General features: G+C 70.6%; 21 protein-coding genes. 13 read left to right on the top strand and 8 right to left on the bottom strand.

The window, feature by feature from the left end; genetic code table 11:
- From MKK69_RS06385 to MKK69_RS06395, 3 genes are all read left to right on the top strand, one after another.
- Positions 1–1,249 (top strand): porin (locus MKK69_RS06385; protein ID WP_243966906.1); only part of this gene is annotated, 1,249 nt, incomplete at its 5' end.
- Between the two features lie 447 nt (positions 1,250–1,696).
- Positions 1,697–3,079 (top strand): 2-hydroxycarboxylate transporter family protein, encoded by a 1,383-nt coding sequence (locus MKK69_RS06390; protein WP_243966907.1) that lies wholly within the window; start codon positions 1,697–1,699, stop codon positions 3,077–3,079.
- A 24-nt stretch (positions 3,080–3,103) separates the two neighbouring features.
- Positions 3,104–4,411, top strand: coding sequence for an MFS transporter (locus tag MKK69_RS06395; RefSeq protein WP_243966908.1), 1,308 nt, complete (start codon positions 3,104–3,106; stop codon positions 4,409–4,411).
- Between the two features lie 167 nt (positions 4,412–4,578).
- On the opposite strand, the gene MKK69_RS06400 is transcribed toward MKK69_RS06395, so the two are convergent.
- A complete protein-coding gene (locus tag MKK69_RS06400; protein ID WP_243966909.1) occupies positions 4,579–4,761 on the bottom strand; it encodes a hypothetical protein in 183 nt (60 codons plus the stop codon).
- 265 nt (positions 4,762–5,026) lie between these two features.
- Between MKK69_RS06400 and MKK69_RS06405 the strand changes: the two genes are divergently transcribed.
- From MKK69_RS06405 to MKK69_RS06425, 5 genes are all read left to right on the top strand, one after another.
- A complete protein-coding gene (locus tag MKK69_RS06405) occupies positions 5,027–6,244 on the top strand; it encodes an efflux RND transporter periplasmic adaptor subunit (protein WP_243966910.1) in 1,218 nt (405 codons plus the stop codon).
- Positions 6,245–6,252: 8 nt separating this feature from the next.
- On the top strand, positions 6,253–9,393 hold the full coding sequence (locus tag MKK69_RS06410; protein WP_243966911.1) for an efflux RND transporter permease subunit: 3,141 nt from the start codon (positions 6,253–6,255) through the stop codon (positions 9,391–9,393).
- Positions 9,394–9,470: 77 nt separating this feature from the next.
- Positions 9,471–10,028 (top strand): DUF4337 domain-containing protein, encoded by a 558-nt coding sequence (locus tag MKK69_RS06415; protein WP_243966912.1) that lies wholly within the window; start codon positions 9,471–9,473, stop codon positions 10,026–10,028.
- A gap of 93 nt (positions 10,029–10,121) precedes the next feature.
- Positions 10,122–10,634: a phosphate-starvation-inducible PsiE family protein gene (locus tag MKK69_RS06420; protein WP_409564782.1), complete on the top strand. Its 513-nt coding sequence runs from the start codon at positions 10,122–10,124 to the stop codon at positions 10,632–10,634.
- A 65-nt stretch (positions 10,635–10,699) separates the two neighbouring features.
- Positions 10,700–10,966, top strand: coding sequence for a CCDC90 family protein (locus MKK69_RS06425; protein ID WP_243966916.1), 267 nt, complete (start codon positions 10,700–10,702; stop codon positions 10,964–10,966).
- 151 nt (positions 10,967–11,117) lie between these two features.
- On the opposite strand, the gene MKK69_RS06430 is transcribed toward MKK69_RS06425, so the two are convergent.
- Positions 11,118–11,636, bottom strand: a complete 519-nt coding sequence (locus MKK69_RS06430) for a TspO/MBR family protein (RefSeq protein WP_243966918.1) — start codon at positions 11,634–11,636, stop codon at positions 11,118–11,120.
- Between the two features lie 81 nt (positions 11,637–11,717).
- Between MKK69_RS06430 and MKK69_RS06435 the strand changes: the two genes are divergently transcribed.
- The 4 genes from MKK69_RS06435 (at position 11,718) to MKK69_RS06450 (ending at position 16,258) form a co-directional block, all read left to right on the top strand.
- Positions 11,718–12,923 carry a trans-sulfuration enzyme family protein gene (locus tag MKK69_RS06435; RefSeq protein WP_243966920.1) on the top strand — a complete coding sequence of 402 codons (1,206 nt, stop codon included), beginning with the start codon at positions 11,718–11,720 and terminating at the stop codon, positions 12,921–12,923.
- 476 nt (positions 12,924–13,399) lie between these two features.
- The gene (locus tag MKK69_RS06440; RefSeq protein WP_243966922.1) at positions 13,400–13,864 is read left to right on the top strand and encodes a hypothetical protein; all 465 of its coding nucleotides are present in this window, start codon (positions 13,400–13,402) and stop codon (positions 13,862–13,864) included.
- 126 nt (positions 13,865–13,990) lie between these two features.
- Complete coding sequence (locus tag MKK69_RS06445; protein ID WP_243966924.1) at positions 13,991–14,920, top strand: AEC family transporter; 930 nt, start codon at positions 13,991–13,993, stop codon at positions 14,918–14,920.
- Between the two features lie 108 nt (positions 14,921–15,028).
- Positions 15,029–16,258, top strand: coding sequence for an acyl-CoA dehydrogenase (locus tag MKK69_RS06450; protein ID WP_243966926.1), 1,230 nt, complete (start codon positions 15,029–15,031; stop codon positions 16,256–16,258).
- 263 nt (positions 16,259–16,521) lie between these two features.
- On the opposite strand, the gene MKK69_RS06455 is transcribed toward MKK69_RS06450, so the two are convergent.
- The 3 genes from MKK69_RS06455 to tcuA form a co-directional block, all read right to left on the bottom strand.
- Entirely contained in the window at positions 16,522–16,908 is a 387-nt protein-coding gene (locus MKK69_RS06455) for a VOC family protein (RefSeq protein WP_313900834.1), read from the bottom strand.
- A 208-nt stretch (positions 16,909–17,116) separates the two neighbouring features.
- Positions 17,117–20,284: a double-strand break repair protein AddB gene (addB, locus tag MKK69_RS06460; RefSeq protein WP_243966929.1), complete on the bottom strand. Its 3,168-nt coding sequence runs from the start codon at positions 20,282–20,284 to the stop codon at positions 17,117–17,119.
- Between the two features lie 218 nt (positions 20,285–20,502).
- Complete coding sequence (tcuA, locus tag MKK69_RS06465) at positions 20,503–21,999, bottom strand: FAD-dependent tricarballylate dehydrogenase TcuA (protein WP_243966930.1); 1,497 nt, start codon at positions 21,997–21,999, stop codon at positions 20,503–20,505.
- 115 nt (positions 22,000–22,114) lie between these two features.
- On the opposite strand from tcuA, the gene MKK69_RS06470 reads away from it, so the two are divergent.
- On the top strand, positions 22,115–22,768 hold the full coding sequence (locus tag MKK69_RS06470; protein ID WP_243966931.1) for a GntR family transcriptional regulator: 654 nt from the start codon (positions 22,115–22,117) through the stop codon (positions 22,766–22,768).
- A gap of 201 nt (positions 22,769–22,969) precedes the next feature.
- On the opposite strand, the gene MKK69_RS06475 is transcribed toward MKK69_RS06470, so the two are convergent.
- Genes MKK69_RS06475 through MKK69_RS06485 form a run of 3 tightly spaced genes read right to left on the bottom strand, consistent with a single transcriptional unit; the run spans position 22,970 to position 26,194 of the window.
- Positions 22,970–24,013, bottom strand: a complete 1,044-nt coding sequence (locus tag MKK69_RS06475; protein ID WP_243966932.1) for a glycosyltransferase — start codon at positions 24,011–24,013, stop codon at positions 22,970–22,972.
- Positions 24,010–25,098 (bottom strand): glycosyltransferase, encoded by a 1,089-nt coding sequence (locus tag MKK69_RS06480; protein ID WP_243966933.1) that lies wholly within the window; start codon positions 25,096–25,098, stop codon positions 24,010–24,012. The genes MKK69_RS06475 and MKK69_RS06480 overlap by 4 nt, the downstream gene beginning before the upstream one ends.
- A gap of 1 nt (position 25,099) precedes the next feature.
- The gene (locus MKK69_RS06485; RefSeq protein WP_243966934.1) at positions 25,100–26,194 is read right to left on the bottom strand and encodes a glycosyltransferase family 4 protein; all 1,095 of its coding nucleotides are present in this window, start codon (positions 26,192–26,194) and stop codon (positions 25,100–25,102) included.
- Positions 26,195–26,299 lie beyond the last annotated feature (105 nt).

The following is a 26,299-nucleotide window of genomic DNA, read 5'->3' on the forward strand; positions in this document are numbered from 1 at the left end:
CCCGGGCATCGGCACCGACAGCTTCGGCCGCGACCAGCAGTTCATGAACGTCGACAAGGCGTTCATCCAGTTCGCCGGGCTCACCGCCGGTCGCGCGTCGTCGTTCTTCGACTTCTACGCCCACGACTTCGAGTTCGCCGGCGCCACCGCCGGTTCGGACAATTCCTCCACCAACCTGCTCGCCTACACGGCGACGGTCGGCAACGGCCTGTCGGCGACGCTCTCGATCGAAGATCCGGTCTTCCGCCGGACCCCGATCTTCTCGCCCCAGAATATCTCCGCCACCGTGAATTCGGGGGGCGTGTCGAACTTCGGCGTGACCAACCAGCCGACGCCGGTCTTCGTCGGCTATACCGGCGGCGTCCCGACCCGCTACAGCTACGTCGACAGCATCGAGCGCTCGCGTCTGCCCGACTTCGTCGGCGTCCTGCGCCTCGACCAGGCCTGGGGCTCGGCTCAGCTCTCCGCCGCCACCCACGAGCTGAACATCGGCAACCTGTCGACTGCGACCGCCGTCGGCAGCGGCGGCGTCGTCACCGGCCTCCCGCATACCAACAGCGTGCTGGGCTGGGCAGTGCAGGGCGGCCTGAAGGTCAACGCCCCGTTCATCGCGCCGGGCGACGCCCTGTACCTGCAGGGCGCCTACGGCGAAGGTGCGCAGCTCTACACCGGCTACTCCGCGTTCACGGGGTCCTACACCCAGAGCACCACGACCATCCAGGGCCAGAAGTTCGCCCAGTACTTCTCCGATGCGACGATCAACCCGTTCACGGGCCAGCTGCAGACCTCGACCAGCTTCACCGCGGTCGCCTCGTACCTGCACTACTGGACGCCGGAATGGCGCTCGGCCGTGTTCGGCTCCTATGGCGAGCAGAGCTTCTCCGCCGGCGCGCGCCTCGCTCAGGGCGCGATCTTCGGTCTGACGAACCCGAACGGCGCCAACAGCTTTGGCTCCAACGCCGTCGGCGTCCCGGGCACCCGGTTCTACCAGCTGAGCCAGGCGCTGCGCGACACCTACCAGTTCGTGGCCGGCGCGAGCCTGATCTGGTCGCCGGTCAAGGACCTCGATATCGGCGTCGAGGGCTACTACACCCAGATCGGCTTGAAGAGCGGCCGGGCGATCGACCTCGACAAGAGCCCGGCGGCCTACAGCAACATCGCCGGCATCAACGCCGGTACCTTCGCGGTCCGCACCGCCACGCAGGACTCGGTGTCCTCGGTGCGCCTCCGCGTCCAGCGCGACTTCTGATGCGAGTGTCGGCGCCGGGATTTCGGTCCCGGCGCCGGCCCCGTGCGAGACAACTTGCGAGGCCCGGCTCCGTGCCGGGTCTCTTTTTCGGGCGCAGCGCCCGATCGACTGTGCCAGCGTCCGTCCCGCCGCCGACGACGAAAGGCGACAAGACCATGTCCGCCAGCTGATCGCCGGCTATCGGAAATAAATGACGCACCATCAAAGGATGCGCCACCGGACTTGAACCCGCGACGCCCGATGCCTCCGCCGACGGGCGCCTCAACCCCGTCCGCGGTACAGGTTGCGCCCTTTGTTCCCCGCATCGCGTTGCCGCCCCTGGCCGGCGCTGATACGCCGAACGTCACTGTATCTCCGCAGACCGTGCGGACCTTGACGGACCGTGTCCGCGAGGCGCGGCGAAGCCCGAAGCGGCCCGTGCGTGGTGCGTGATCCAGGGGGGATGCCATGACCAGCACCGCCACCACGAGCCCGGTTCCCGCGCCGGTGGACGACCGGCTCGGAGAGGGCCGGGCCGCCGGGTCCTGGCCGGAGCGCTGGTGGCGCCTCGTCGATCTCAAGATCGGCATCATCCCGCTGCCGATCTACCTCGTGCTGGCAATCCTGCTCGCGATCCTGGTCCAGGAGGGCGAGATCAAGCCAGACGGGCCGACCATGATCGCCGTGCTGGTGATGGGTGGCTTCACCTGCGCGGAGATCGGCAAGCGCATCCCGATCCTGCGGAGCATCGGCGCCGGGGCGATCTTCGCGACCTTCATCCCCTCGGCCCTCGTCTACTACGCGCTGGTGCCGGCGCAGATGGTGAAGGCGATCACCGATTTCACCAAGTTCACCAACTTCCTCTACATCTACATCGCCACGATCATCGTCGGCTCGATCCTGGGGATGGACCGCGAGGTCCTGATCAAGGGCTTCCTCAAGATCTTCGCGCCGCTCGCCGCGGGGTCCGTGGCCGCGGCCCTCGTGGGCACGCTGGTCGGAACGCTGCTCGGTCTCGGTCCCTACAAGACCTTTTTCTTCATCGTGGTGCCGATCATGGCCGGCGGTGTCGGCGAGGGGGCGATCCCGCTCTCCATCGGCTACGCGGCAATCCTCGGCCAGCAGCAGGGCGTGATCTTCGCCCAGGTCCTGCCGCCGGTGATGCTGGGCTCGCTCACGGCCATCATCTTCGCCGGCACCCTCAATTCCGTCGGCAAGCGCTATCCCCGCCTCACCGGCGAGGGGCGCCTCCAGCCCGATTCGGACACGATGAAGTCGAGCGACGCGCAGGCCAAGTCAGAGGCGGCGCGCGGACAGATCGATCCCGCCACGATCGCCGCCGCGGGGCTCACCGCCATCACCCTCTACCTGCTCGGCGTGATGGCCCACCACCTGGTCGGGCTCCCGGCGCCCGTGGCGATGCTGTTCCTGGCGGTCTTCGCCAAGCTCGCCAGCGCCGTGTCGCCCCATCTCCAGGCCGGCGGCTTCGTGGTCTACAAGTTCGTCCAGGTCTCGATGACCTACCCGCTGCTCTTCGCCATCGGCGTCGCGCTCACCCCCTGGAACGAACTGATGGCCGCCTTCACCCTGGTGAACCTGATCACCATCGTGTCGACGGTGGCGACGCTGATGGTGACGGGCTTCTTCGTCGGACGCTGGCTCGGCATGTACCCGATCGAGACCGCCATCGTGAACGCCTGCCACAGCGGTCAGGGCGGCACCGGCGACGTGGCGATCCTCACGGCGGCCAACCGCATGGCGCTGATGCCCTTCGCGCAGATCGCCACCCGCATCGGCGGCGCGCTGACCGTGACCGGCACGATCATCGCCATGCAATGGATCGGGGCCTGAGCGGCCCCCAGGGAGCGTGGAATCATGTCCGGTGATCCGGGTGCCGTCGAGGCGACCCTCAAATCCAGGATCGGAGCGATCCTCCGCGCCACGAGCGGCAATTTCCTGGAGATGTTCGACTTCTTCCTGTTCGGGTTCTACGCCACCGCCATCGCGAAGGCGTTCTTCCCCTCGGGCAACGAGACCACCGAGCTGCTGCTGACCTTCGGCACGTTCTGGCTCGGCGCTCTGATGCGCCCCCTCGGGGCGATCGTGCTCGGCGCCTATATCGACCGGATCGGGCGCCGGAAGGGCCTGATCGTCACCCTGGCGATCATGGCGAGCGGCACCGTGCTCATCGCCTTCTGCCCGAGCTACGCCACGATCGGCCTCGCGGCTCCGCTGATCGTGCTCGCCGGGCGCCTGCTGCAGGGGTTCTCGGCGGGCGTCGAGATCGGCGGCGTCTCGATCTACCTCTTCGAGATCGCCACGCCGCAGCGGCGCGGCTTCTACACGTCGTTCCAGTCGGCGAGCCAGCAGGTGGCGATCCTGTTCGCCGCCCTGATCGGCTACGGGCTCAACGCCTTCCTGACCAAGCAGCAGGTCGGCGATTTCGGCTGGCGGATCCCGTTCCTGATCGGCTGCCTGATCGTGCCGTTCATCTTCTTCATCCGGCGCTCGCTCCAGGAGACGGCGGCCTTCGCCAAGCGGACCCATCACCCCGGGACGCGCGAGATCCTCACGACCGTCGCCGCCAACTGGCGGATCGTCCTGCTCGGCATGATGCTGACGACGATGACCACGGTGACCTTCTACATGATCACCGTCTACACCCCGACATTCGGCAAGACCGTCCTCAAGCTCACCGAGACCGACAGCCTGCTGGTGACGGTGTGCGTGGCCATCACCAACTTCGTCTGGCTGCCGGTGGGCGGGGCGATCTCGGACTCGGTCGGCCGCAAGCCGGTGCTGCTGACGATCTCAATCCTGTCGCTGCTGACGACCTACCCGGCCCTGCACTGGCTCGTCGCTGATCCGACTTTCGCCAAGATGCTCGCGGTCGAATTGTGGTTCTCGTTCTTCTTCGGGGTCTACAACGGCGCGATGGTGGTCTCGCTGTCGGAGGTCGTGCCGGCCCACGTTCGGGCGAGCGGCTTCTCTTTGGCCTACAGCCTCGCCACCGCCCTGTTCGGCACGGCCACCCCGATGGTCTCGACCTATCTGATCGAGAAGACCGGCGACCGCGCGGCACCGAGCTACTGGCTGATGGCAGCGGCCGCCTGCGGCATCGTCGCGACGCTCAGCCTGTTTGGAGGCAGGCCCACGGCCGCGCGAAGCCTCATACCGGCCTGACGAAAAGTGGGGGGCCCCGCGAGGCCTGCGCCCTCTCCAGGGCGTGGACGGCCTCGGCGAAGCACCCCCGGGGTCACAGCGCATTGCCGCGACGTTTTAACGATGCCGCCGAGCGGCAAAGGTTTCATGGGACCTTTGTCTGGCCCCCCGAAAAGTCCGGCAGCCCGTCAGGAGATCAGGTCGAGCCTGGCCGCCTCGATACCATTGGCGCGGATCGTGTCCGGAATGGCCTTGAAGTCCCGATAGCCCGCCTCGCGCGCCATGGCGTCGAGCGCCGTCTGCTCGTCGTCGGCCGCACCGGTCCAGAGCACGGCGCCGCTGGTCGTCTGCTTGATCTGAAAGATGCTCATCGAACCTTTTCCCGGTCGCAACAAGTCCAGTGTGGGAACAACGTCGCGGTCCCCGGCGGGTTGCAGGAAAACGATCGAAAAGCGGCACGCGCCTGCACATGACGACATGCGGCGTGTGGTCCGGCGACGGGCTCCTCGTCCGGCGCTACATTCGGTCTTGGTGACGACAATACGCCATGAAAACGCCGAGCTACCCAGCGAGGAAGCTGCGTGAAGACTCGAGCGCCGACTGCGAGGCCCCGTCGTGAACTCTGTGTGTTGGCGCGTGTCTCGCCTCTCTCTCCTGTGCGGGCTCGCGATCCTGGCTACGGCGCAGGCCCGGGCGGTCGAGAGCGCCGCCGTCCCTGACGCCGCCGCCATCGCGCCCGCCGTCACCGTCGTCCCGGCGGAGAGCCGCGAGATCGTCGAGCGGGCGGTCGTCACCGGCACGCTGGTCCCCCGGGACGAGATCCTCGTCTCCCCCGAGGTCGAGGGCCTGCGCATCACCGATCTCCTCGTCGAGGAGGGGGATCGCGTCGCCAAGGGACAGGTGCTCGCACGCCTCTCCCAGGAGATGATCGTCACCCAGGAGGCGTCGAATACGGCGGCGATCGCCCGGGCTCAGGCGGCCATCGTCCAGGCCCAGAGTCAGATCGTCCAGGCGGAGGCCGCCAATGTCGAGGCCAAGCAGGCGCTCGAACGCGCGCAGGCGCTGGCCAAGACCGGCAACTCCACCGCGGCCGTGCTGGAGCAGCGCGTCTCGGCGGCCCAGGGGGCCGAGGGCCGGCTCGCCGCCGCCCAGGGCGGCCTGCAATCCGCGCAGGCCGACCTCGCCACCGCCCGGGCGGCGGGATCCGAGATCGCCCTGCGGCGGGCGCGCACCGACATCCGCGCCCCGGAGGCCGGCATCGTCAACCGCCGCACCGCCCGGGTCGGCGCCACCGCCACGGCTGTGGGCGAGCCGCTGTTCCGGCTGATCGCCCGAGGCGAGATCGAGCTGGAGGGCGAGGTGCCGGAGACCTCGCTGGCGCGCATCCAGGTGGGCAACCCGGCGAGCCTCGATCTCGATGACGGCCGGCACCTCACGGGCGCGGTGCGCCGGGTCTATCCGGAGGTCGAACGGGCGACACGCCTCGGCAAGATCCGTATCCGGCTCGCCGAGGATCCGGCCCTGCGGATCGGCGCCTTCGCCCGCGGCAACGTGGAGGTGGCGCGCCGCACGGGCGTCGCGGTGCCGGTCTCCAGCCTGCTCTACGCTGCCGACGGCCAAGCCAGCGTGCTCGTGGTGAAGGATGGCCGCGTCGAGGCCCGGACCGTCGCGACGGGCCTCTCCGCCGAGGGCTTCACGGAGATCCGTTCCGGGGTCGCCGCCGGCGAGAGCATCGTGGCCCGCGCCGGCAGCTTCCTGCGCGACGGCGACCGGGTGCGGGCCGTGGCCGCTCCTGTCAGCACACCGATGGCCGCCCCCATGGCTGCCCCCATGGCCGACGCGGCCCCGCGGTAGGATCAGCCATGCGCCTCAACATCTCCGCCTGGGCGATCCGGAAGCCGCTCCCTTCGGTGGTGCTGTTCCTGGTCCTGATGATCCTCGGTCTCGTCAGCTTCCGCACGCTGCCAATCACCCGGTTCCCGAACATCGACATCCCGATCGTCTCGGTGACGATCACCCAATCGGGCGCCGCGCCGGCCGAGCTGCAGACCCAGGTCACCAAATGGGTCGAGGATTCGGTCGCCGGGGTGAAGGGCGTCAAGCACATCCTGTCGACGATCACCGAGGGCATCTCGACGACGACGATCGAGTTCCGCCTGGAGGTGAACCAGGACCGGGCGACCAACGACGTCAAGGACGCCATCGCCAAGATCCGCCAGAACCTGCCGCGCACCATCGACGAGCCGATCGTGTCCCGGGTCGAGATCGCCGGGCTGCCGATCATGGTCTACGGCGCCTCTGCGCCGGCCATGACGCCCGAGGACCTGTCGTGGTTCGTGGACGACGTGGTCGCCCGCAGCCTCCAGAGCGTGAAGGGCGTGGGCGGCGTCGAGCGGCTGGGCGGCGTCGCCCGGGAGATCCGCGTCACCCTGAAGCCCGACCGGCTGCTGGCGCTCGGCATCACCGCCGCCGACGTGAACCGGCAGTTGCGCTTGACCTCCGCCGACATGGCCGGCGGCCGGGCGGAGATCGGCGGCCAGGAACAGTCGATCCGGGCGCTTGCCGCCTCGGCGAGCCTCGACACGCTGGCCAAGACCTCCATCGTCGTCCCGGGCAACCGCAAGGTCCGCCTCGACGAGCTGGCGACCCTCTCGGACACCGCCGAGGAGCCGCGCACCTTCGCGCGCTTCAACGGCGAGCCGGTGGTGGCCTTCGCGATCTCCCGGGCGAGCGGCGCCAGCGACGCCGACGTCTCGGTCGGGGTGGCCAAGAAAATCGCAGCGCTTCACGCGGCCAATCCCGATGTGCGCTTCGACCTGATCGACACCAGCGTCGACAATACGATCGGCAATTACCACTCGGCCATGATGGGGCTGATCGAGGGCGCCGCCCTCGCGGTCGTCGTGGTGCTGCTGTTCCTGCGGGACTGGCGGGCGACGCTGATCGCCGCGGTGGCGCTGCCGCTCTCGGTGCTGCCGACCTTCTGGGTGATGAGCGCGCTCGGCTTCTCGCTCAATGCCGTGAGCCTGCTGGCGATCACCCTGGTCACGGGCATCCTGGTGGACGACGCGATCGTGGAGATCGAGAACATCGTCCGGCACATGCGGATGGGGAAAACACCATACCGGGCCGCTCTGGAGGCGGCGGACGAGATCGGGCTCGCGGTCATCGCCATCACGGCGACGATCATGGCGATCTTCTCGCCCGTGTCGTTCATGGGCGGCATCGCCGGCCAGTATTTCAAGCAGTTCGGCCTGACCATCGCGGCGGCGGTGTTCATGTCGCTGCTCGTCGCGCGCCTGATCACGCCGCTGCTCGCCGCCTATTTCCTGCGCGACCACGGGCCGGACCACACGCGGGACGGCGTCGTGATGCGCGGCTACACCCGCCTCGTGGCCTGGTCGGTCCGGCACAAGTTCATCACGCTGGTCCTGGGCATCGCGTGCTTCGCCGCCTCGATCGCCTCCACGGGCCTGCTGCCCGCGGGCTTCCTGCCGGCGGAGGATCAGGCGCGGACGCTGTTCGTCCTCGAATTGCCGCCGGGCGCCCGGCTCGCGGACACGGTCCAAGTCACCGACCGGATCGAGGCGAAGATCCGCGCACTTCCTGAAGTGAAGAGCGTGTTCGTGGACGGGGGCCGCCAGCTGCCCGCCAAGAAGGAGGTGCGGCTGGCGAGCCTCACCATCAATCTCACCCCGAAGAACACCCGCCACCGGACGCAGAAGCAGGTCGATGCCGAGGTCGCGGCGATCCTGCGCGAGGAGCCGGATCTGCGCTTCTGGGCCCTGCGCGAGAATGGGCAGCGGGACCTCGCGCTGATCATCGCGGGACCCGACAAGGCGGTGGTGGCGGAGGTCGCCGCCAAGCTCCAGCGCGAGGCCCAGCGGGTTCCCTTCCTCGTCAACGTCATGTCGACGGCGCCCCTGGACCGGACCGAGGTCCGGATCCGGCCGAAGCCCGGGGTGGCGGCCGATCTCGGCGTCAGCACCGACACCATCGCGGAGACCGTGCGGGTCGGCACGATCGGCGACATCGGCATGAACCTCGCCAAGTTCAACGCCACCGATCGGCAGGTGCCGATCCGGGTTCAGTTACCCGAGAGCCTGCGCGGCCGGCTCTCCGAACTCGAAACCCTGAAGGTGCCGGTCAAGGGCGGGGCCGCGGTCCCGCTCGCCACCGTGGCCGATATCAGCCTCGGCCAGGGCCCCACGGGCATCGACCGCTACGACCGCGCGGTGCGCGTCGCCCTGGAGGGCGACATGCAGGGCACGGACGCGCTGGCGGAGCTAATCACCCAGGTCATGAACCTGCCCACCGCCAAAAATCTGCCGCCCGGGGTCACGATCAGCCAGACCGGCGACGCCGAGGTGATGGGTGAGGTGTTCGAGGGTTTCGCGCTCGCCATGGGCGCCGGCCTGATGATGGTGTTCGGCGTGCTGATCCTGCTGTTCGGCAACTTCCTCCAGCCGATGACCATCCTGTTCTCGCTGCCGCTCTCCATCGGCGGCGCGATCCTGGCGCTGTTGATCTGCCACATGCCGATCTCGATGCCGGTGGTGATCGGCATCCTGATGCTGATGGGCGTCGTGACCAAGAACGCGATCATGCTGGTCGACTTCGCCGTCGAGCAGATTCGCGCGGGCGTCGACCGCAACACCGCCATCGTCGATGCCGGCCGCAAGCGCGCGCGGCCGATCGTGATGACCACCATCGCCATGGCGGCCGGCATGGTGCCCTCCGCGATGGCGCTGGGCATCGGCGGCGAGTTCCGCTCCCCCATGGCGGTGGCGGTGATCGGCGGCCTGATCGTGTCGACGGTGCTGTCGCTGGTCTTCGTGCCGGCGATCTTCGTGCTGATGGACGACCTCTCGCACCTGCTCAAGCGGATGTTCGGCCGCTTCGTGGGCATGCGGGACGAGCCGGAGGACGCGCCGGGCTACGGCGAGGCGCGCCACCCGGCCAATGACGGCCGGGCGCTGCCGCCTCGGATCGCGGCGGAATAGGCCGCCGCCGCGCATTGCGCACGCGGCCGCGATGGGCTGTGACTCCCGCCGACGAATCAACGGGGACTCGCGAAACAATGTCGGGTGGTCACGGGGCGATCGAAGGCTCGAACAAGCGCGTCGCGCTGCTGATCTCGATCCTGGCGTTGTTCCTCGCCTTCAGCGAGACGCTCGGCAAGGCCGCCCAGACGGAATCCATCGGTTCCAACGTCGAGGCCGCCAATCAATGGGCTTATTTCCAGGCCCGCACGATCCGCGCGACGGTGCTCAAGACCGCCGACGAGGCCCTGGCCCTGGTGCCCCCGGGGCCGAACCAGGACGCCATCGCGGCCAAGCGCGCCGAATGGGCCAAGACCCTGGCGCGGTGGGAATCCGAGCCCGCCACCGGCGAGGGCCGCAGGGAGCTGACCGCGAAGGCCCGGGCCTCCGAGGAGCGGCGCGACCTGTCGCTGCTGCGCTACCATCATTACGAACTGGCCTCGGCGGCCTTCCAGATCGGCATCGTGCTGGCCTCGGCCGAGGTGATCACCGGCATCGCCGTCCTGGTCTTCGCCGGCGGTTTCCTGGGGCTTGCCGGGGCGGCTCTGCTCGGCTTCGGCTATCTCGCCCCGCACGCGCTGCCGTTCTTCCACTGACCGGGCGCGCGCGCCGCCGACATCGGCGGCCGGACGGTGCGGCATAACTCTGTTCGGGTGATGGTTTCGGGGGACCCAATGCCGGATCGGTCGATGAAGCAGGGCCAGCTGACGCGGATTGCCAGCGCGATCTTCCTGCACACGGAGCACGCCATTTACGCGGCGCTCGGGCTCCTGCTCGCCGTGACCGCTCTCGTGGCGCTGATCGACGCTGCCGGACTGACTTGGCAGGCCCTGCGGGCCCTCGGGGGCGCCGAGCAGATCCTGGAGGTGATCGACCGGCTGCTGTTCCTGCTGATGCTGATCGAGATCCTGCACACCGTACGGGTCTCGATGCGGTCGGGGACGCTGACCTGCGAGCCGTTCCTGATTGTCGGGCTCATCGCCTCGATTCGGCGGGTCCTGGTGATCACGCTCCAATCCTCGGAGATCACCCACGCCAAGGATTGGTCGCCGGAGAAGCAGGCGCTGTTCCAGGCCTCGATGATCGAACTCGGCGTGCTCGCCGGACTGATCGTCACGATGGTCTTCGCGATCTTCCTGCTCCACCGCGCCCGCGGAGACGGGAAACCCGCGGGCGAGGAATCCGCGGGTGACGAACATTGACCTGACTGCGGCTTCGCGGGTCTGAGGACCTGCCAGGCAGGGCGGCGCGTGCGAGCTTCGCGCCCATGAGTCTCGCCGCACTCGACACATTGGCGATCGCGCGCACGCTGCAGGCGGCCGGGTTCTCGGACGTGGAGGCCGACGCCGTGACCGGCGCGCTGCGTGACGCGCGCGAGGCGATTTTGGCGGGAATGGCGTCGCAGGCGGATCTCAGGATCGCGATTGCCGATCTGCAATACGCGATCCTGAAATGGCTCGTCGTCGCCGCGATGGGTTTCCAGGCGATGGTGATCGTCGGCGCCGTCGCTGCGTTGTCCGTGGGTCCACGCTGAAGGCCGGCCCGGGCGTAGCAACTCGGATGAGCGGGGTTCGAGGCGGATATCCCCCCTGATCCTGACGTGGCCGTGCCAGCGAGGCGCGAAGGATGTCGGCAACGACGGGAGATCGTGGTCCGATGGATCTTAGTCCGCCCCCGGCGCCCGCTCAGTTCAACCGCAGAATGGCGGCGTTGAGCAACGTCGCGAAGGCGACCCAGGCCGCGTAGGGCACCAGCAGCCAGCCCGCGAGCCGATCGAACCGCCACGTCAGCCGGATGGTCCACAGCACCATCACCAGCAGCATCGCCACCACGATCAGGCCGGCCCCGATGGCGTGGGCGGTGAAGAAGACCGGTGTCCAGGCGGCGTTCAACCCGATCTGGACGAGGAAGGCGGCGAGCGCGAGCCACCAGCCCTCGCGGCCCGGTCCGGTGCGCGGCTGCGCGCCGAGCAGCCGCCACAGCGCGACGCTGATCATCGTGTAGAGGAGCGTCCAGGCGACCGGAAAGACCCAGTCGGGCGGGTTGAAGACCGGCTTGTTCAGGTTTGCATACCAGCCCGGGATCTCCGCCTGGGTCGCCATCGACCCGACCATTGCGGTGGCCGCCACCGGCAGGATCGCGGCGGCGAGCCGGAGCCAGCGCGGAAGGGCGGAGCCTTCGGCGACGTGTGTGGCGGCGGTCATGTCGTCCGTCTCCGGTGGCACGGGTTGCCGAGCCCCCTGCGCCGTGGCACGCGCCCGTCTCCATCCGCCGGGAATCGCCAGATGTCACAGCCTAACGCGCCGCAGGCTTTATCGGATACCCGGCGCGACGGAATGTCTGATTTGGCGCCCCGGAGCCTCGCCGCGCAGGCGATGGGCTGGATCGAGCCTCAGACCCGGGCGGTGGTGAGGCCGCTCCACCTCTCCACCACCTTCGTCCGCGACCCCGACAACGGCTACAGCTCGGGCTACAGTTACGCCCGACCCGACAACGCCACGGTGCGCGAGACCGAAGCGGTCCTGGCGATGCTGGAGAATGCCCGGGCCGGCGCCCTGCTGTTCGGGTCCGGCATGGCGGCCGCCACCGCCGCGTTCGGCGCGCTGGAACCCGGCGACCACGTCGTCGCCGGAACCGTCATGTATTGGGCGCTGAAGCGCTGGCTGCGCGAGGAGGCGCCCCGGCGCGGGTTGACGCTGTCGTTCGTGGAGACCGACGACTTAGACGCCCTGCGCGCTGCGATCCAGCCCGGCCGGACCAAGCTCGTCTGGATCGAGACGCCCGGCAACCCGCTTTGGACGGTCACCGACATCGCCGCCGCCGCGGAGATCGCCCACGCCGCCGGGGCCCGGCTCGCGGTCGACTCCACCGCCGCCTCGCCGGTGCATACCCGCCCCCTCGACCTCGGGGCCGACATCGTGATGCATTCGGCGACCAAGATCCTCAACGGCCATTCCGATGTGGTCGCGGGCGTGCTGGCCGGCGCCGCCGCGGACGCGTTCTGGGAGCGGATCCGCGGCATCCGCGCCGGCAGCGGCGGCATCCTCGGACCGTTCGAGGCCTATCTGCTCATGCGTTCGCTGCGGACGCTGCACCTGCGGGCGGCGGCGCAGGCGGAGGCCGCCCTGCGGCTCGCCCAACGCCTCAGCGGGCACCCGCTGGTGAGGCGGGTCCTGTATCCGGGCCTGCCGGACGATCCCGGGTACGCGGTCGCCCGCCGGCAGATGCGGGACGGATTCGGCTACATGCTGTCGATCCGGGTCGCGGGTGGCGAGGCCGGGGCCATCGCCACCGCCGCGCGGGTGCGGCTGTGGAAGCGGGCGACCTCGCTCGGCGGCGTCGAGAGCCTGATCGAGCACCGCGCCTCGGTGGAGGGCCCGGGCAGCGCCTGCCCGCCGGACCTGCTGCGCCTGTCCACCGGCATCGAGGATACAAACGACCTGTACGGCGACCTCGACCGGGCGCTGCGCGACGCGCACGCGGAAGCCTGAGCGACGCCGAACCAATCCCGGCTGCAGCAGCGGAGCGGCCGGGATCCCTGTCTCCGGCTCGAGCAAGACGTTACCCGCGCAGTCAGACTGCTTGGACGCGGACTCGGAACGGGCCGACCTCCGACGTCAGGCTCTTGGAATGCCGGAACGGCGTCCCGGTCGTCCGCGGAGGCCGGGCGGTGTACCCTAAGCGTCGGTGCGCGTCGCCCACTCGACCGCGCGGGTCGCCGATCCGCGCCGGCGGGTCGACTGCTCCACGATCGCCTGCACGGAGGTCGCCATCGCCTCGGTGGCGGCCGCCACGAGGATCCCACAGGGTGCGGCTCCATGGCCCCGTCCACCGCTCCAGGGCCAGCCCCGCCTCCGTTGGCAACTCGCGATTCGTCACGGTTCTGAAACGGTGCCGAAACCGACGCTGGCGCGTTTTGACGGCGAAGCCTGTTGCGGGCACCACTCAAGCGTGAGCTCTGAACGCCATGAAACGTCTCCCCACAGTCGCCGCCGCGATCCTGCTCGGCGCCCTCGCCAGCCCCGCCCGCGCCGACGCGGTGCCGAACCTCGATGTCGAGCAGACCTGCCGGTCCGCGCAGGTCACCAACACGTCGATCAGCGACAAGGCCAATTATGACGGCTGCCTGCGGTCCGAGCGGGAGGCCAGGAAGGAGGCCGAGAATCATTGGGGCAGCTACAGCCCGGCGGCCAAACGGCAATGCGAGGACCAGTTCAAGGCCGGCGGCTACCCGTCCTACGTCGAGATGGTGACGTGCCTGGAACTCGCCTCCGGCACCGTTCCGACGCAGAGCAGCGACGGGGGCACTGCCGTGGGCGGGCCGGGTTCGCCGCGCGACGTGAAGGTCCAGCGGGAGAACGGTGCCAACCTCACCAAAGAGCCGCCGGCGAGCCAGCGCACGGACCCGATGCAGGTGCTGGAGAACAAGTAGGCCGAGGGCGGAGAGCGGTTTTTCCCGCGGCGGGAGCCGGCGACCTATTCTTCGGACGCCGGCGCAAGCGGCCGCGGCGGCATGCTATGGGCGGACATTCCGCCCTCCCGCACACCGCCCGGACCCGTGAACGCCCTCGCCATTATCGCCCCGATCTTCGGGATCGTCCTGATCGGCTGGGCGGCAGCGCTCGCGGGGCTCCTGTCCGAGAAGGTCAGCGACGGCCTGTCGGAATATGTCTTCGCGGTCGCCGTGCCGGCGCTGATCATCGCCACGCTGACGAAGCCCGGCATGAGCGGCACCGTGGCCTGGTCCTACTGGGTCTCGTATTTCGGCGGCGCCGGCCTGTCCTGGTACGTCGGCACGCTGATCGCCCGGCGGCGCGCGGGGATCGAGCGGCGGGGGGCGATCCTGCACGGCTTCGCGGCGAGCCAGTCGAACACCGTGTTCGTCGGCGTGCCGATGATCCTCCAAGCCTATGGCGAGGAGGGCGCCTTTCCGCTGTTCATGCTGCTGGCCGTGCACCTGCCGCTGATGATGGGCAGCGCCACCTTCCTGATCGAATCCGATTCGGGCCTGCCCGTGCTGGCGCGGATCCGCGGCCTCGCCCTGGTGCTGCTCAAGAACCCGATCTTCGTGGCGCTCCTGATTGGCATGGCCATGAAGGGCTTCGGCGTCGCGCCGGCCGGGATCGTCCAGTCCCTCATCGACGCCTTCGCCGGGACCGCCTCGACCTGCGCCCTGGTGGCGCTCGGCGCCGGGCTAAAGCGCTACCGGGTGTTGTTCGACCTCAAGGGCGCGCTGGTGATCGCCGCCCTGAAGAACCTCCTGCACCCGCTCGCCGTGTGGGTCCTCGCCTTCCACGTGTTCTCGATGCCCGCCGCCTATGCGGGGGTCGCCACGCTGTTCGCCGCCATGCCGGTGGGGATCAACGCCTACCTGCTGGCCGCGCGCTACCGGACCGAGACCGGGATGGTCGCGGCCTCCGTGCTGGTCTCGACCCTGCTTGCGCCGCTCACCACGCTGGCGTGGCTCACGGTGCTCGGCCGGGCGTGACGGCGGGGCTCGGGCGTCACCGGGTGCGTTGGACGGCGCGCCGGACGGGTCTAGGGTAGGCCCAAGCGCGGGCCCGCGAGGCCGGACGCACACCTTGCGAGGAACCCCATGAACGCTCCGATGCGCCCCCCGGGCAGCGCCTCCCCGTCGGCCCCGGCCTCCGCGCGCTTCGTCTGGGAGGATCCGTTCCTGCTGGAGGATCAGCTCACCGAGGACGAGCGGGCGATCCGCGACGTCGCCCAGAGCTTCGCGCAGGAGCAGCTGCTGCCGGGGATCGTCGAGGCCTACGCCACCGAGAAGACCGACCCCGAGCTGTTCCGGAAGATGGGCGCGCTCGGCCTTCTCGGCGTGACCCTCCCCGAGGAATACGGCTGCGCGGGCGCCTCCTACGTGGCCTACGGCCTCGTGGCCCGGGCGGTGGAGGCGGTGGATTCCGGCTACCGCTCGATGATGAGCGTGCAATCCTCGCTCGTGATGTATCCGATCCACGCCTACGGCTCGGAGGAGCAGCGGAAGAAATTCCTGCCGAGGCTCGCCTCGGGGGAATGGATCGGCTGCTTCGGCCTGACCGAGCCCGATGCCGGCTCGGACCCGGCCGGTATGAAGACCCGTGCGGAGAAGATCGACGGCGGCTACCGGATCTCGGGCGCCAAGATGTGGATCTCGAACGCCCCCTTCGCCGACGTGTTCGTGGTCTGGGCGAAGTCCGACGCGCACGAGGGCGCGATCCGCGGCTTCGTCCTCGAGAAGGGCATGACGGGTCTCTCGGCGCCGACGCTCAAGGGCAAGCTGTCCCTGCGCGCCTCCACCACCGGCGAGATCGTCATGGAGGGGGTCGAGGTCGGCGAGGACGCGCTGCTGCCGAACGTCTCCGGGCTGAAGGGACCGTTCGGCTGCCTCAACCGGGCGCGCTACGGCATCTCCTGGGGCGCCATGGGCGCGGCGGAGGATTGCTGGCACCGGGCGCGCAGCTACACCCTGGAGCGCAAGCAGTTCGGCCGGCCCCTCGCCCAGACGCAATTGGTGCAGAAAAAGCTCGCCGACATGCAGACTGAGATCGCGCTCGGCCTCCAGGCGTCGCTCCGGGTCGGGCGGCTGATGGATGAGGGCCGGATGGCGCCCGAGATGATCTCGCTGATCAAGCGCAACAATTGCGGCAAGGCGCTCGACATCGCCCGCACCGCCCGGGACATGCACGGCGGCAACGGCATCATGGGCGAGTACCACGTGATGCGCCATGCCCAGAACCTCGAGACGGTCAACACCTACGAGGGGACGCACGACGTCCACGCCCTGATCCTGGGCCGGGCGCAGACGGGGCTCCAGGCGTTTTTCTAGGAAGTATCGGCCCGCCGCCTGTCACGCGGCGGCGACGCATTCACCCATCGAACTCCGAGGTTCCCGCATCCTCCCTCCGCATGCAGGCTGCGCTGTTCGACAACGCTGCCGTATGCGGGCAACGGACGGCACCAGACGCGTCTCCCCCCCCCTTTGCGGGGTAGGGAGGGCGGGTGGTCGTTCTGGACTGCCAAGGTGTCGACCGGACGTTGATCTCAAGCGCGAAGCATGACTTCGTGAGGTCCGACTGACGCTCGCCGAACTCAGCTACCCGCGGGTGCCCGGACCCCCAGGCTCTCCACGAGGCGGACGAGGTACCCGTCGGGATCCTGCACGAGGCATTCCCGCTGGCCATGCTCGGCATCCCCGACACGGTACCACGCCTCGCTGGGCCCCTCGAAGATCGGCCAGCCCGCCGCGTCGAGCGTGGCCAGGACCGGATCCAGCGGCTCGACATTGGTCTGGAGGTTGATCCCCCGACCGAACGGGCGGTGCAGGGCGCCCGTCTCCCAGGACCCGTTGCGCTGGTACAGCATGATCTGCGCCGAACCACGCGTCAGGTAGGCGAAGCGCGCGGCCGGACGGTCGTAGGCGATCCCGAAGCCGAGCAATCCGCACCAGAAGCGAAGGCTGGCATCCAGATCCGTCACCCCCAGTTCCGGAACGAGCGCGGCGAACCCACCCTGCGGTGCGCTGCCCGAACCCGACGATCGTGCCCTGGCGGCGGGATCAGCCAGAGGTTCCGTGCCGGCCATTCGGCCCTCCCGATATGGAACGCGGCTGCCGAGCCTTCGCCAGCCGCTCTCAGGAGCGACCTTAGCGCGAGTCACAGGCGGTTGCGCAGGCACGACGAACCCGTCAGCCTTCCCCGCCCTCCTCGCCCCCGAGCGACCATTCCAGCACCCGGGCGAGGTGGTCATACGCCCCGTACCGGCTTGCGAATTGCGGGTAGGGTCGGGCCGTGTAGGCCGCCTCGCCGGTCATGAACCGGGCGACCAGACCCCGGAGCCTTGCGGCGTGCTCGGCGACGATCGCCGCGACGTCACGCTCCTCGCCCCGGGGCGCCTTCACCGGGATCGGCACGAACGGCTTCCGGCCGCCCGAGGCGTGGACGTAGAGCAGGTCCGGCGTCGTCCGCACCGTCGGCAAATCCTTGAAGGCGCCGTGCATCAGCATGGCCGCCTCCAGGGTGAGCTGGGGCGAGAACCCGGAGAAGATCGTCTTCGCCGACGGCGGCGCGCCGGTCTTGTAGTCGACGATGCAGGCGGACCCGTCCGGGCGCAGCTCGATCCGGTCGGCCCGGGCGCGCAGGGTGAAGCTCTCAGGCCCCATCGGGATCACCCAGCGTCCGGAGACCTCCGGATGGACCCGGGTCAGGCCGGGACGGCGCTGCGCCTCCCAGTCAAGATAGGCGGCGGCCATGCGCTCGTAGCGTGGCCACCATTCGGCGTAGAGGTTCGGATACTCCGCCTCAATGTCGGCGAAGGCGTTCACCGCGAAGTTGAGCAGCCGCTCCGCCGCATCCGGGGGCAGCGCCCGCGGATGGCGCTCGGCGAAGGCCGCGAACACGTCGTGGACCAGGGAGCCCCGGGTGGCGACCCCCGGGGCCGCCGCCAGCGGATCGAGGGGATCGAGCCCGAGCACGTGGCGGGCAAAGATGCTGTAGGGATCGCGCACCAGCGTCTCGATCTCGGTGACCCTGAGCGAGCGCGGGAACAGGGTTGGGTCCGGTTTCGGCGCGGGGCGTTTCAGCCGCGGTTCCGGCGGGGCGGCGTCGAGCCGGGCGGCGAGGCCGGTGAAACGGCGCCCCGCCTCCACGACCGCATCCCAGCGGGCATCCCCCGAGAGTGCGCGCAGGCGCTGGATCAGCCGCGACGGCACGGTCGGCGCACCATCGCGCTTGAGCGCCCGGGTGATCAGCACGTCCCGGCAGCCCAGGGCCTGCACGAAATCGTGCGCCATCTGGCCGATGCGCCGCTCGGGCGGGTTGAGGCCGACCCGCTCGCGCATCGGCCGGTTGAGGAAGGAATCGGTCAGCGTCCGCACCGGCCAGACGCCCTCGTCGAGACCGCCGAGCACCATCCGGTCCACCGAGAGCAGCCGCGACTCCAGAAGGCCGAGGATCCGCAGCCGCGGATGCGGCGGCGCGCCGGTACAGGCGACCACGCGCTCCCGGGTAAACGCCGTGAAGAAGGTCGCGTAATCGTCGAACCGCCCGGGCATCAGGCCGGGCTCGGCCATCTCCAGGTCGTCGAACAGCGCGTCGAGGCAGGACAGGGAGCCGTCCGTCTCCTCCGCGGGGGCGTCCTCCGGCCCGGCGATCAGCTGGTCGCAGGCCTCCCGGTGGCGCGTGGCCGTGGCGACGAGGTCGCAATCCCCGGCCCCGTCCGCCCCCGGGAAATCCCGGAAGACCAGATCCAGCCGGGCGAGCAGGTCCGCGGCCAAATCCCAATCGATGTCCGCCAAGCGCCGCTTGGCCCGGGGCCGGTGTTCGGGCGGGCCGGCGCGCTCGGCCGCGAGGGCGTTGCGCAAGCCGAGAAAACCCGGAGCCGGGACGGGACCGCGCAGCAGCCCGATCTCCAGCGCTGCGGCGCCCCGGACCACGTCGGCGCGCGGCAGCCCGAGATGGACCATCGGGTGCGAGAGCAGGGCGATCAGCCGGGCCGGGATCGCATCGGCCTGATCGCGGGCGAGGTCGGCGGCCAGCTCCGCGGCGAGCCGGGCGAGCCGGCCCGCGGGGCTTCCGGCCAGGGCCACCCCGGCCGAATCCTCGGCGACGATGCCCCAGCGCAGCAGCTCCACCGCGACCCGGCCGGCGAGCCCCCGGTCTGGCGTGACCAGGGCCGTGGTGGCGCCGGGGGTCTTCAGCGCCTCGCGCAGGGCCAGAGCGGCCACCAGGGCCTCCTCCCGCTCGTCGGCGGCCTCCGCCAGCGCCAGCCCGTCGAGACCGCGCCGGGCGAATCCGTCGCGCTCGGCCGGGTCGAGGGCGGCCCAGGCGTCGGTGGTGTCGGCCGGGCGGAGTGCCTGCGAGAGCAGCGCCGCCCGGGCCACCTGTCCGGCATCGGGCTCGCCCAGGGCGGCGATCTCCGCGCGGCCGAGATTCAGGTTCTCCGGCCCGAGGAGCCGGTGCAGCACCGCCTGCGGTTGGCCATGCGCGATCACCCGCGAAAAGCCCTCGCCGGTGTCGATGCCGTCCCAACCCGCCGCGTCGAGGTCGAGGTCCAGCCCCGGCAGCACCACGGCGCCCCGGGCCAGGCGCGCCACGGCGGCGATGAGCCGGGCGGTGGCGGGGACGGAGCCGAGGGAACCGGCGACGATCACGGGGTCCGGGATGGCGCCGCGCGACAGGCGCCGTTCCTCGGCCTGCACGAGGCCGCGGGCGCGAGCGACGGGGTCGGCCAGCCCGCGTTCGGCGAGGAGTTTCGGCCAGTTCTCGGCGGCGATCTTCACGAAGTCCAGGGTCAGGCCGAAATAGCGGGAATACTCCGCCTCCACGGCGGCGCCGATCTCCGACCAGGGCAGGCCCTCGACGGTCAGCGCGTCCATCAGCCGTTCGAGGTCGCCCGCGAGTCCGACCGCGTCGGCGGGGGAGGACGGGACCAGGAACGGCACCTCGGCGTCCAGCGGCAGCAGGGTGCGGTCTACGGTCCTGGCCCAGGCCTGGACGAGGCGGGCGAGGATCAGCCGGCGTTCCAGGGGGGGCATGGGCGCGCCCAGCGGGTCGGCATTCGCCTCCAGCAGCGGCTCGGCGGCGAGGTCGAGTTCCGCCTCGTCGGCCTCACCGAGGGGGATCATCCGGGGCAGCAGGGTGGCCCGTCCGGGCGCGTCCCGGCCGAGCCTCTCGGCCAGGATCGCCGCGAGCGCCCGGGCGGCGCGGCGGGTCGGCAGGTAGATGGTGACGGCGGCGAGCGCCAGCGGGTCGTCCGCCACCGGTCCGACGAGCCGGCCGGAGATCAGCGCCTCGGCAAGTGTCGGCAGGAACGGGACGCCGCGGGTGATGGTGAAGACGGCCTGTCGGGCGGGCATGGACGCTTCTACGCCGGTGCGCGCGGCCGGGACAGGGGTTGGTGAGGATCCAAGGCTTGCGGGCGCGAGGCTTCGCAAGACCTGCGGATGGGCTCCGGCACGCCAGCCACCGCCCGCAACGACGGCTCGACGCGTAAGGATCGAGCAATCGGGGCGGGGCCCGGATGTCCCGACCCTCACCGGCGGTGTCGTCCTGAGCCGCGGCTCGAGAGGGGAGCCTATGCCCCCCGCGCCGCGGCGGCGCCGTAGCCCGCGCGCCGGCCGAACACCACGCCGGAGGTCAGGCCCGAGCCGCCCGGATAGCCGTTGAAGAACACGCCCCCGACCATCTCGCCGCAGGCGTAGAGCCCGGCGATGGCACTGCCGTCCTCCCGCTTGACCGCGCCGTCGTCGCCGACTTCGACGCCGCCGTAGGTGAACGTGATCCCGCCGGTGACCGGGTAGGCCTTGAACGGCCCGGTGGCGATCGCCTGCGCCCAGTTCGACTTGGGCAGGGCGAGCCCCTGGGTGCCGCGCCCGTCCTTCACGGTCGGGTCGAACGGCACGGTCTCGTCAACGGCAGCGTTGAATTCCGCAATGGTGCGCTGGGCCGCGTCCCGATCGATGCCGTCGAGCCGGTCGAGGAGCCCGTCCAGGGTGTCGGCCTCGACGAAATGCGCGTCGTGGAACCGATACTCGCTGTAGAGCAGGTGATCGACCTTGGCGTCGAAGATCTGCCAGGCGACGTGACCGGGCTGTTCCATGATCGAGCGGCCGAACTGGGCATAGGTGTAATTGCGAAAATTCTTGCCCTCGTCGACGAACCGCTCGCCGTTCGCGTTCAGCATCAGGCCCAGAAAGTAGCAGATCTTCCGGTAGTGCTTGCGCTCGCCGTGGGGCAGGTCGAGATTGCCGTAATCGGGGGTGTGAAGGTCCATCGGGGTCGCGTGGCAGCCGCCGTAGAAGCCGTGCGCCTTCGCGCCGAGCGCCAGCGCCATCTCCAGCCCGTCGCCCTGGTTATGCGGCGTGCCGCGGACCCGGGCCTTGTCCCAGCCTGCGCCGATGAAGCGCGTCCGCAACGCGGCGTTCGACTCGAAGCCGCCACAGGCCAGGACCACGGCCTTCGCCCGGAACGTCCCCTGCGGCGTCTCCACGCCGACCACGCGCCCGTCCGCGACGACCAGCCCGGTGGCCGGGCAGCCGTAGCGGATCTCCCCGCCGGCCTCGGTGAAGGCCTCGAGTTCCGCCTGGGCGAGGCCGAACCCCTCGTCGTGGGTGGCGAGCGTCAGGCCGCCCCAGAAGACGAAGCGCCCGTCCTTCTCGAAGGACTGGCGGGAATAGATCGGCTCGAACTTCACCCCCTGGGTCGCGAGCCAGCGCAGGGCCGCGCCGCTCTCATCGATCAGGATGCGCTGCTCGCGGGAGAGCGGCCGGCCGTCGTTGAAGCCGAGCAGGTCGTCCTCGAACTTCTGGGCCGTATAGGCGCCGAAATCGGTCCGGGGCAGGCGCGGATCCTGCGGATCGGCCAACAGCGGGATCAGGTCGTCGTTGCCCTCGTAGACGAACCGCATGGCGCCGGCCGTGTAGGCGGTGTTGCCGCCGGCCAGATCCCGCTCGGCCTTCTCGATCATCAGCACCGAGGCGCCGCGCTCCAGGGCGGCCAGGCCTGCGCTCATGGCGGCGTTGCCGGACCCGACCACCACGACATCCCACGGCCCATCACCCGGACGCTGCATCGCCGTCTCCTCCCCCCTCACGTTTCGTCGCTGAATTGTATACGCCTGCATGCAATCTGCGGCAAGCGTTCCGCAGCGTGCGGTTTGACGCTAAGGGCCAGGCGAGGAGACCTGGATGAAAGCCAGTGAAGCGGAACGCTCCAGCGGCGCCGGCGCCTACGAGCGCCTGTTGCGGGCGATCGAGGAGGGTGAACTCGCGCCCGGCAGCCGCCTGCGGGAGGCCGAGCTCGCCGAGCGGTTCCAGATCAGCCGCACGCCGGTGCGGGAGGCCTTGGGTCGGCTGGAGGCACAGGGCCTCGTCGCCCACGAGCCGCACCGGGGCGCCAGCGTGGCGCAGCTCGATTACGGGCAGGTCAGCGAGCTCTACGACCTGCGCGAGGTGCTTGAGGGGACGGCGGCCCGCCTCGCCGCGATCCACGCCAGCGCGGTCGAGACCGAGATCCTGGAGGAGATGGTCGCCCGGGATCGGTCGCTGATCGGCGACGCGCCGGCGCTCGCGCGGACCAACCGCCTGTTCCACCGGCAGATCCACGGCGCGGCGCGCAACCGCTTCCTGCAGAGCACGCTGGAGACGATGCGCCTGTCGCTGGTGCTGCTCCCGGGCGCCACCACCCTGGCGGCCCCCGACCGCGCCGCGGAGTCCCTCGCCGAGCACGCCGCCATCGTGGCGGCGATCCGGGCCCATGACGGGGACGGCGCCGAAGCCGCAGCCCGGGCGCATATCCGCGCCGCGTTCAAAGCCCGGATCCGGATCTGGCAGGAGACCTGAGCCGCCCCGCAAACGCCCGATCGCTCAATTTTAGTTGTCTTCCCGCGTCGGCGCAGCGGGCCTTCTGCAGGACGCTCTCGAGCGGCGCCTGGCGCCTGGCGCCCGGCGCAGGATGCCGGTCCGTCAGGCGCACCTCGCCCGGACGTCTGGACGGACAGGCGCCGGTATTCCGGAGCCTGTCTTGTCCGGCAGACGCCGATGTCATGCCCGCTCGAACGACTGGGCGAGACGCTCGATCGCGGCGGCGGTGGCATCGACCGCGTCCGGCCGGTGCAGGGCGCCGAGCACCGACGGATCGAGGGCGAGCCCCGCCCGGACGAGATCCGGCCATGCGGAAGCGGGGGGCCAGCCCTCATGCACGATCGCGGCGCCGAGCCCGGCCAGGGCCGCCCCTTTCTCAGTCTGCTCGCCGTAGGCCCGCGCCTCCGGCAGGCAGAGGAAGCGCTTGGCCTGCGACGCGGCGAGGGCCACGACCCCGTCGCCGCCGCCGCCGACCATCAAGGCCGCCCCCGCCACCCGAGCGGCAACGTCGGGGACCCAGCCATGCACATGCAGGTTGTCCGGCGTCGGGCCTGAACCCGAGACCGGGCCGAGGACATGCCAGGCGCGATCCGGGACGGCCCGGGCCGCCGCGGCGAGTGCCGCGAGGTCGCCCCCCGCGCCGCCCCGGCCGAACACCACCACGATATCGCGGCTCGTCCCGGTCGCAGCCTGCGCCGGCGCGCCGAGAAAACCCGCGTAGACCGTCTTGGCCCGGATCCAGTCCGGCACGCCCGCGGCCTCCAGCGCCTCGGGGAACGGCGCGAGCAGCCGCGTCGCGCCGCGGAAGGCTTCGAGATGCGGCCGGTCGGTCCGGGTGCCGGCGAGCCGCACCACCAGCGTCGGCACGGACAGGAGGCGCGCCAGCAGCGCGACCTCCACCGAGACATCCACGACGAGAAGGGCCGGCTCGGTCCGCGCCGCCCATTCGGCGATGCGCGCCATCCGAGCGCGGATGCCGGGATGGTTCAGGGGCGCGTAGTGCAGCGCCTCCGGCCGCTCGGATTCGCCGTCGCGGCCGTCGAAGGCGGCGTCGCCCAGCGGGCGGTCGTCGGGCAGGTCGAGGCGATCGAGCCCCGCGGTGTCGAGGCCCGCGAGGGTGCCGAGGATCGTGCAGGGGCGGGGCAGGGCGGCGGCCACCGCCCGGGCCCGCTGGAGATGGCCGGCGCCCTGATGGTGGACGTACCAGCCGATCCCGCGGGTCACGCCGCGGCCCGCAGGGACAGGGCGAGGGCGTCGAGGTCGGCCAGCGCCCGGTCGAGGGGGCATTCCCGCGCGGGCGCCGCCCGGGATTCGAGGATCCGATCGGCCCGCTCGACGAACGCGATGTCGTTGGGGTAATTTTGCAGGGCGTCGAGGTCATCGTCGCCGAGCCCGAGCTGCCGGCATGCCGCCACCCAGGCCGAGCCCGTGAGCCGGTATGCCTGGCGCAGGGCCGCCCGGCGCAGGATCAGCGCCTGCCAATGGGCCGCCTCGGGGAGGAGATAGGCTTCCCCGTCGAGGACCCGGGCGCGGCGGGCCATCTCGGTGGCCATTCCGCCCGAGACCCGCCCCTGGTGTCGGGCCGAGACCATCACCCGCACGTCCGGGCAGTGGCGCAGCCGAGCGCCGTGGGCGCGCAGCAGGCCGACCAGGGCGTTGTCCTCGCCACAGGGCAGCGGCGGCAGGCCGCCGACCGCCCGATAGAGCGAGACCGGGACCGCGAGGCTGGCACCGGTATGGTCGCCGTGGCGCGGGGCCGGGTCGTAGGGCGGCGGGTCGAGCAGGTCCTCCAGGCGCCGGACGCCGGACCAGTAGCGCTCGATCCGGGCGTGGAGCTCGGCGAGCTTCGGATCCGCATCGCCGTCCTGGTCGATGACGAGCCGGCCACCGACCACGTCCGCCTGTTCGAGCGCCCGCAGGTTCGCCACGATCCAGTCGGCCGGCAGGCGGGCATCCGCGTCGGTGGTGAGCAGGATTCCATCCGGAACGGCGTCATCCGCCAGCCAATCGGCGCCAGCATCGAGCGCCATGCGCCTGGCCGTACCGACATGGGCCTGTGCGCCGACGAGATCCGCCTCGATCAGCCGGATCTCCAGCCCGGGCCACGCGCCCGCCGCCTGCCGGGCCCGAACCGTCGCTGCCGTCCCGTCCGTGCAGTTGTTGGCGACGACGACGACACGCAGCCGCGTCGCGACCCCGAGCTGTCCGGCCAGGGATGCGAGCAGGATCGGCAGGCGCTCCGCCTCGTTCCGCGCCGGGATGCAGACGACGCAGCGTGAGGGACCGGGCCGGACCGCGTCGGCGCACATGTCAGCCTCGTCCGCCCGCGACCCGCAGCGCCGGCCGCGCCCGTTCGGCGCAGCGCGCCATGACGGACTCGTAGGCCTCCAGGTAGCGTGCGGTCATCGCGGCGGCGTCGTAGAGCGCCTCGGCCCGATCGCGGCAGGCGCGCCGCGACAACCCGGCGGCCGCCCGGATCGCCACCGAGAGGTCCTGCGCATCGTCCGGATCGGCCAGCCGGCCGCATTGCGCGTCGAGGATGTCGGGCATGGCACCGCGGCGGAAGGCGGCCACCGGCGTGCCGCAGGCCAGGGCCTCCGCCACCACGAGGCCGAAGGGCTCCTCCCAGCACGGCGACACGATCGCCACCCGGGCGCGCCCCAGATGGTGGGCGAGTTCCCGGTGCGGCAGATGTCCGAGATGGGTCAGGTCCGGCCCGAGCCGGGGCGCGATCTCGGCCGCCCAGTAAACCGGATTGAGCTTCGGCCCCGCGAAGGTCAGCGGCAGGCCGGCCGCCCGCGCGGCGTCGATGGCGAGGTGCAGACCTTTCTCGGGCACGATCCGACCCGACCAGAACGCGAAGGGCGCCGCATCGGGAGCCTCGGAGAACGCGAAGGTCGAGAGATCGACGCCGTTATCGACCACCTGGGCGTCGGGCACCAGGGAGGCCCATTCCTGCGCCAGGGACGGCGAGACCGCCAGGAAGGCCATGTCCGGATCGGCCTTCATCACGCCGCCGACCAGGGCCTCGAAGGGTGGCGTGTGCAGCACCGTGACCCACGGCAGGCCGATGCGGGCGCTCTCGCGCAGGGGCAGGGCATGCAGGGCGTTGTTGTGCACGAGGTCGAAGCCGCCGGCCGCGACCATCTCCATCATCCGCCGGTAGGCGTCGTGCTCCGCGCGGTCGATCGCCGCCTCGCGCTCGGGATCCATCAGCGCGTCCCCGGTGGGATCGCAGAGCATCACCGGATCCAGCGCCGGGTCAGATCCGCGGCTGGCGAACAGCGTCACGTCGTGCCCGTAGCGCTTCAGGGCGACGGTGAGTAGGTGCGTGTGCATCTCCAGACCGCCCGCATAGGGCTGGCCGATCGGGTACTTGAGATGTGCGAGGACAGCAATCTTCACGCGCGCACCGGATCTGGTTGGGTAGGGATATCTACCGCTCGCAGCGGTGCGGAAGGATTTCTTTCCGCGGCGAGGTAGCAGGTATCATGCCGAGAATGTCTTCAG

This window comes from Methylobacterium sp. J-026 (assembly GCF_022829585.1).
Lineage (GTDB): Bacteria > Pseudomonadota > Alphaproteobacteria > Rhizobiales > Beijerinckiaceae > Methylobacterium.

Excerpts from the sequence above, each read along its gene's own strand:
- tcuA (WP_243966930.1), bottom strand. The coding sequence starts at position 21,999 with ATGCAGCGTCCGGGTGATGGGCCGTGGGATGTCGTGGTGGTCGGGTCC.
- MKK69_RS06450 (WP_243966926.1), top strand. The coding sequence starts at position 15,029 with ATGAACGCTCCGATGCGCCCCCCGGGCAGCGCCTCCCCGTCGGCCCCG.
- addB (WP_243966929.1), bottom strand. The coding sequence starts at position 20,284 with ATGCCCGCCCGACAGGCCGTCTTCACCATCACCCGCGGCGTCCCGTTC.
- MKK69_RS06425 (WP_243966916.1), top strand. The coding sequence starts at position 10,700 with ATGAGTCTCGCCGCACTCGACACATTGGCGATCGCGCGCACGCTGCAG.
- MKK69_RS06390 (WP_243966907.1), top strand. The coding sequence starts at position 1,697 with ATGACCAGCACCGCCACCACGAGCCCGGTTCCCGCGCCGGTGGACGAC.
- MKK69_RS06440 (WP_243966922.1), top strand. The coding sequence starts at position 13,400 with ATGAAACGTCTCCCCACAGTCGCCGCCGCGATCCTGCTCGGCGCCCTC.
- MKK69_RS06430 (WP_243966918.1), bottom strand. The coding sequence starts at position 11,636 with ATGACCGCCGCCACACACGTCGCCGAAGGCTCCGCCCTTCCGCGCTGG.
- MKK69_RS06415 (WP_243966912.1), top strand. The coding sequence starts at position 9,471 with ATGTCGGGTGGTCACGGGGCGATCGAAGGCTCGAACAAGCGCGTCGCG.
- MKK69_RS06470 (WP_243966931.1), top strand. The coding sequence starts at position 22,115 with ATGAAAGCCAGTGAAGCGGAACGCTCCAGCGGCGCCGGCGCCTACGAG.
- MKK69_RS06435 (WP_243966920.1), top strand. The coding sequence starts at position 11,718 with ATGTCACAGCCTAACGCGCCGCAGGCTTTATCGGATACCCGGCGCGAC.
- MKK69_RS06420 (WP_409564782.1), top strand. The coding sequence starts at position 10,122 with ATGAAGCAGGGCCAGCTGACGCGGATTGCCAGCGCGATCTTCCTGCAC.
- MKK69_RS06480 (WP_243966933.1), bottom strand. The coding sequence starts at position 25,098 with ATGTGCGCCGACGCGGTCCGGCCCGGTCCCTCACGCTGCGTCGTCTGC.
- MKK69_RS06410 (WP_243966911.1), top strand. The coding sequence starts at position 6,253 with ATGCGCCTCAACATCTCCGCCTGGGCGATCCGGAAGCCGCTCCCTTCG.
- MKK69_RS06400 (WP_243966909.1), bottom strand. The coding sequence starts at position 4,761 with ATGAGCATCTTTCAGATCAAGCAGACGACCAGCGGCGCCGTGCTCTGG.
- MKK69_RS06395 (WP_243966908.1), top strand. The coding sequence starts at position 3,104 with ATGTCCGGTGATCCGGGTGCCGTCGAGGCGACCCTCAAATCCAGGATC.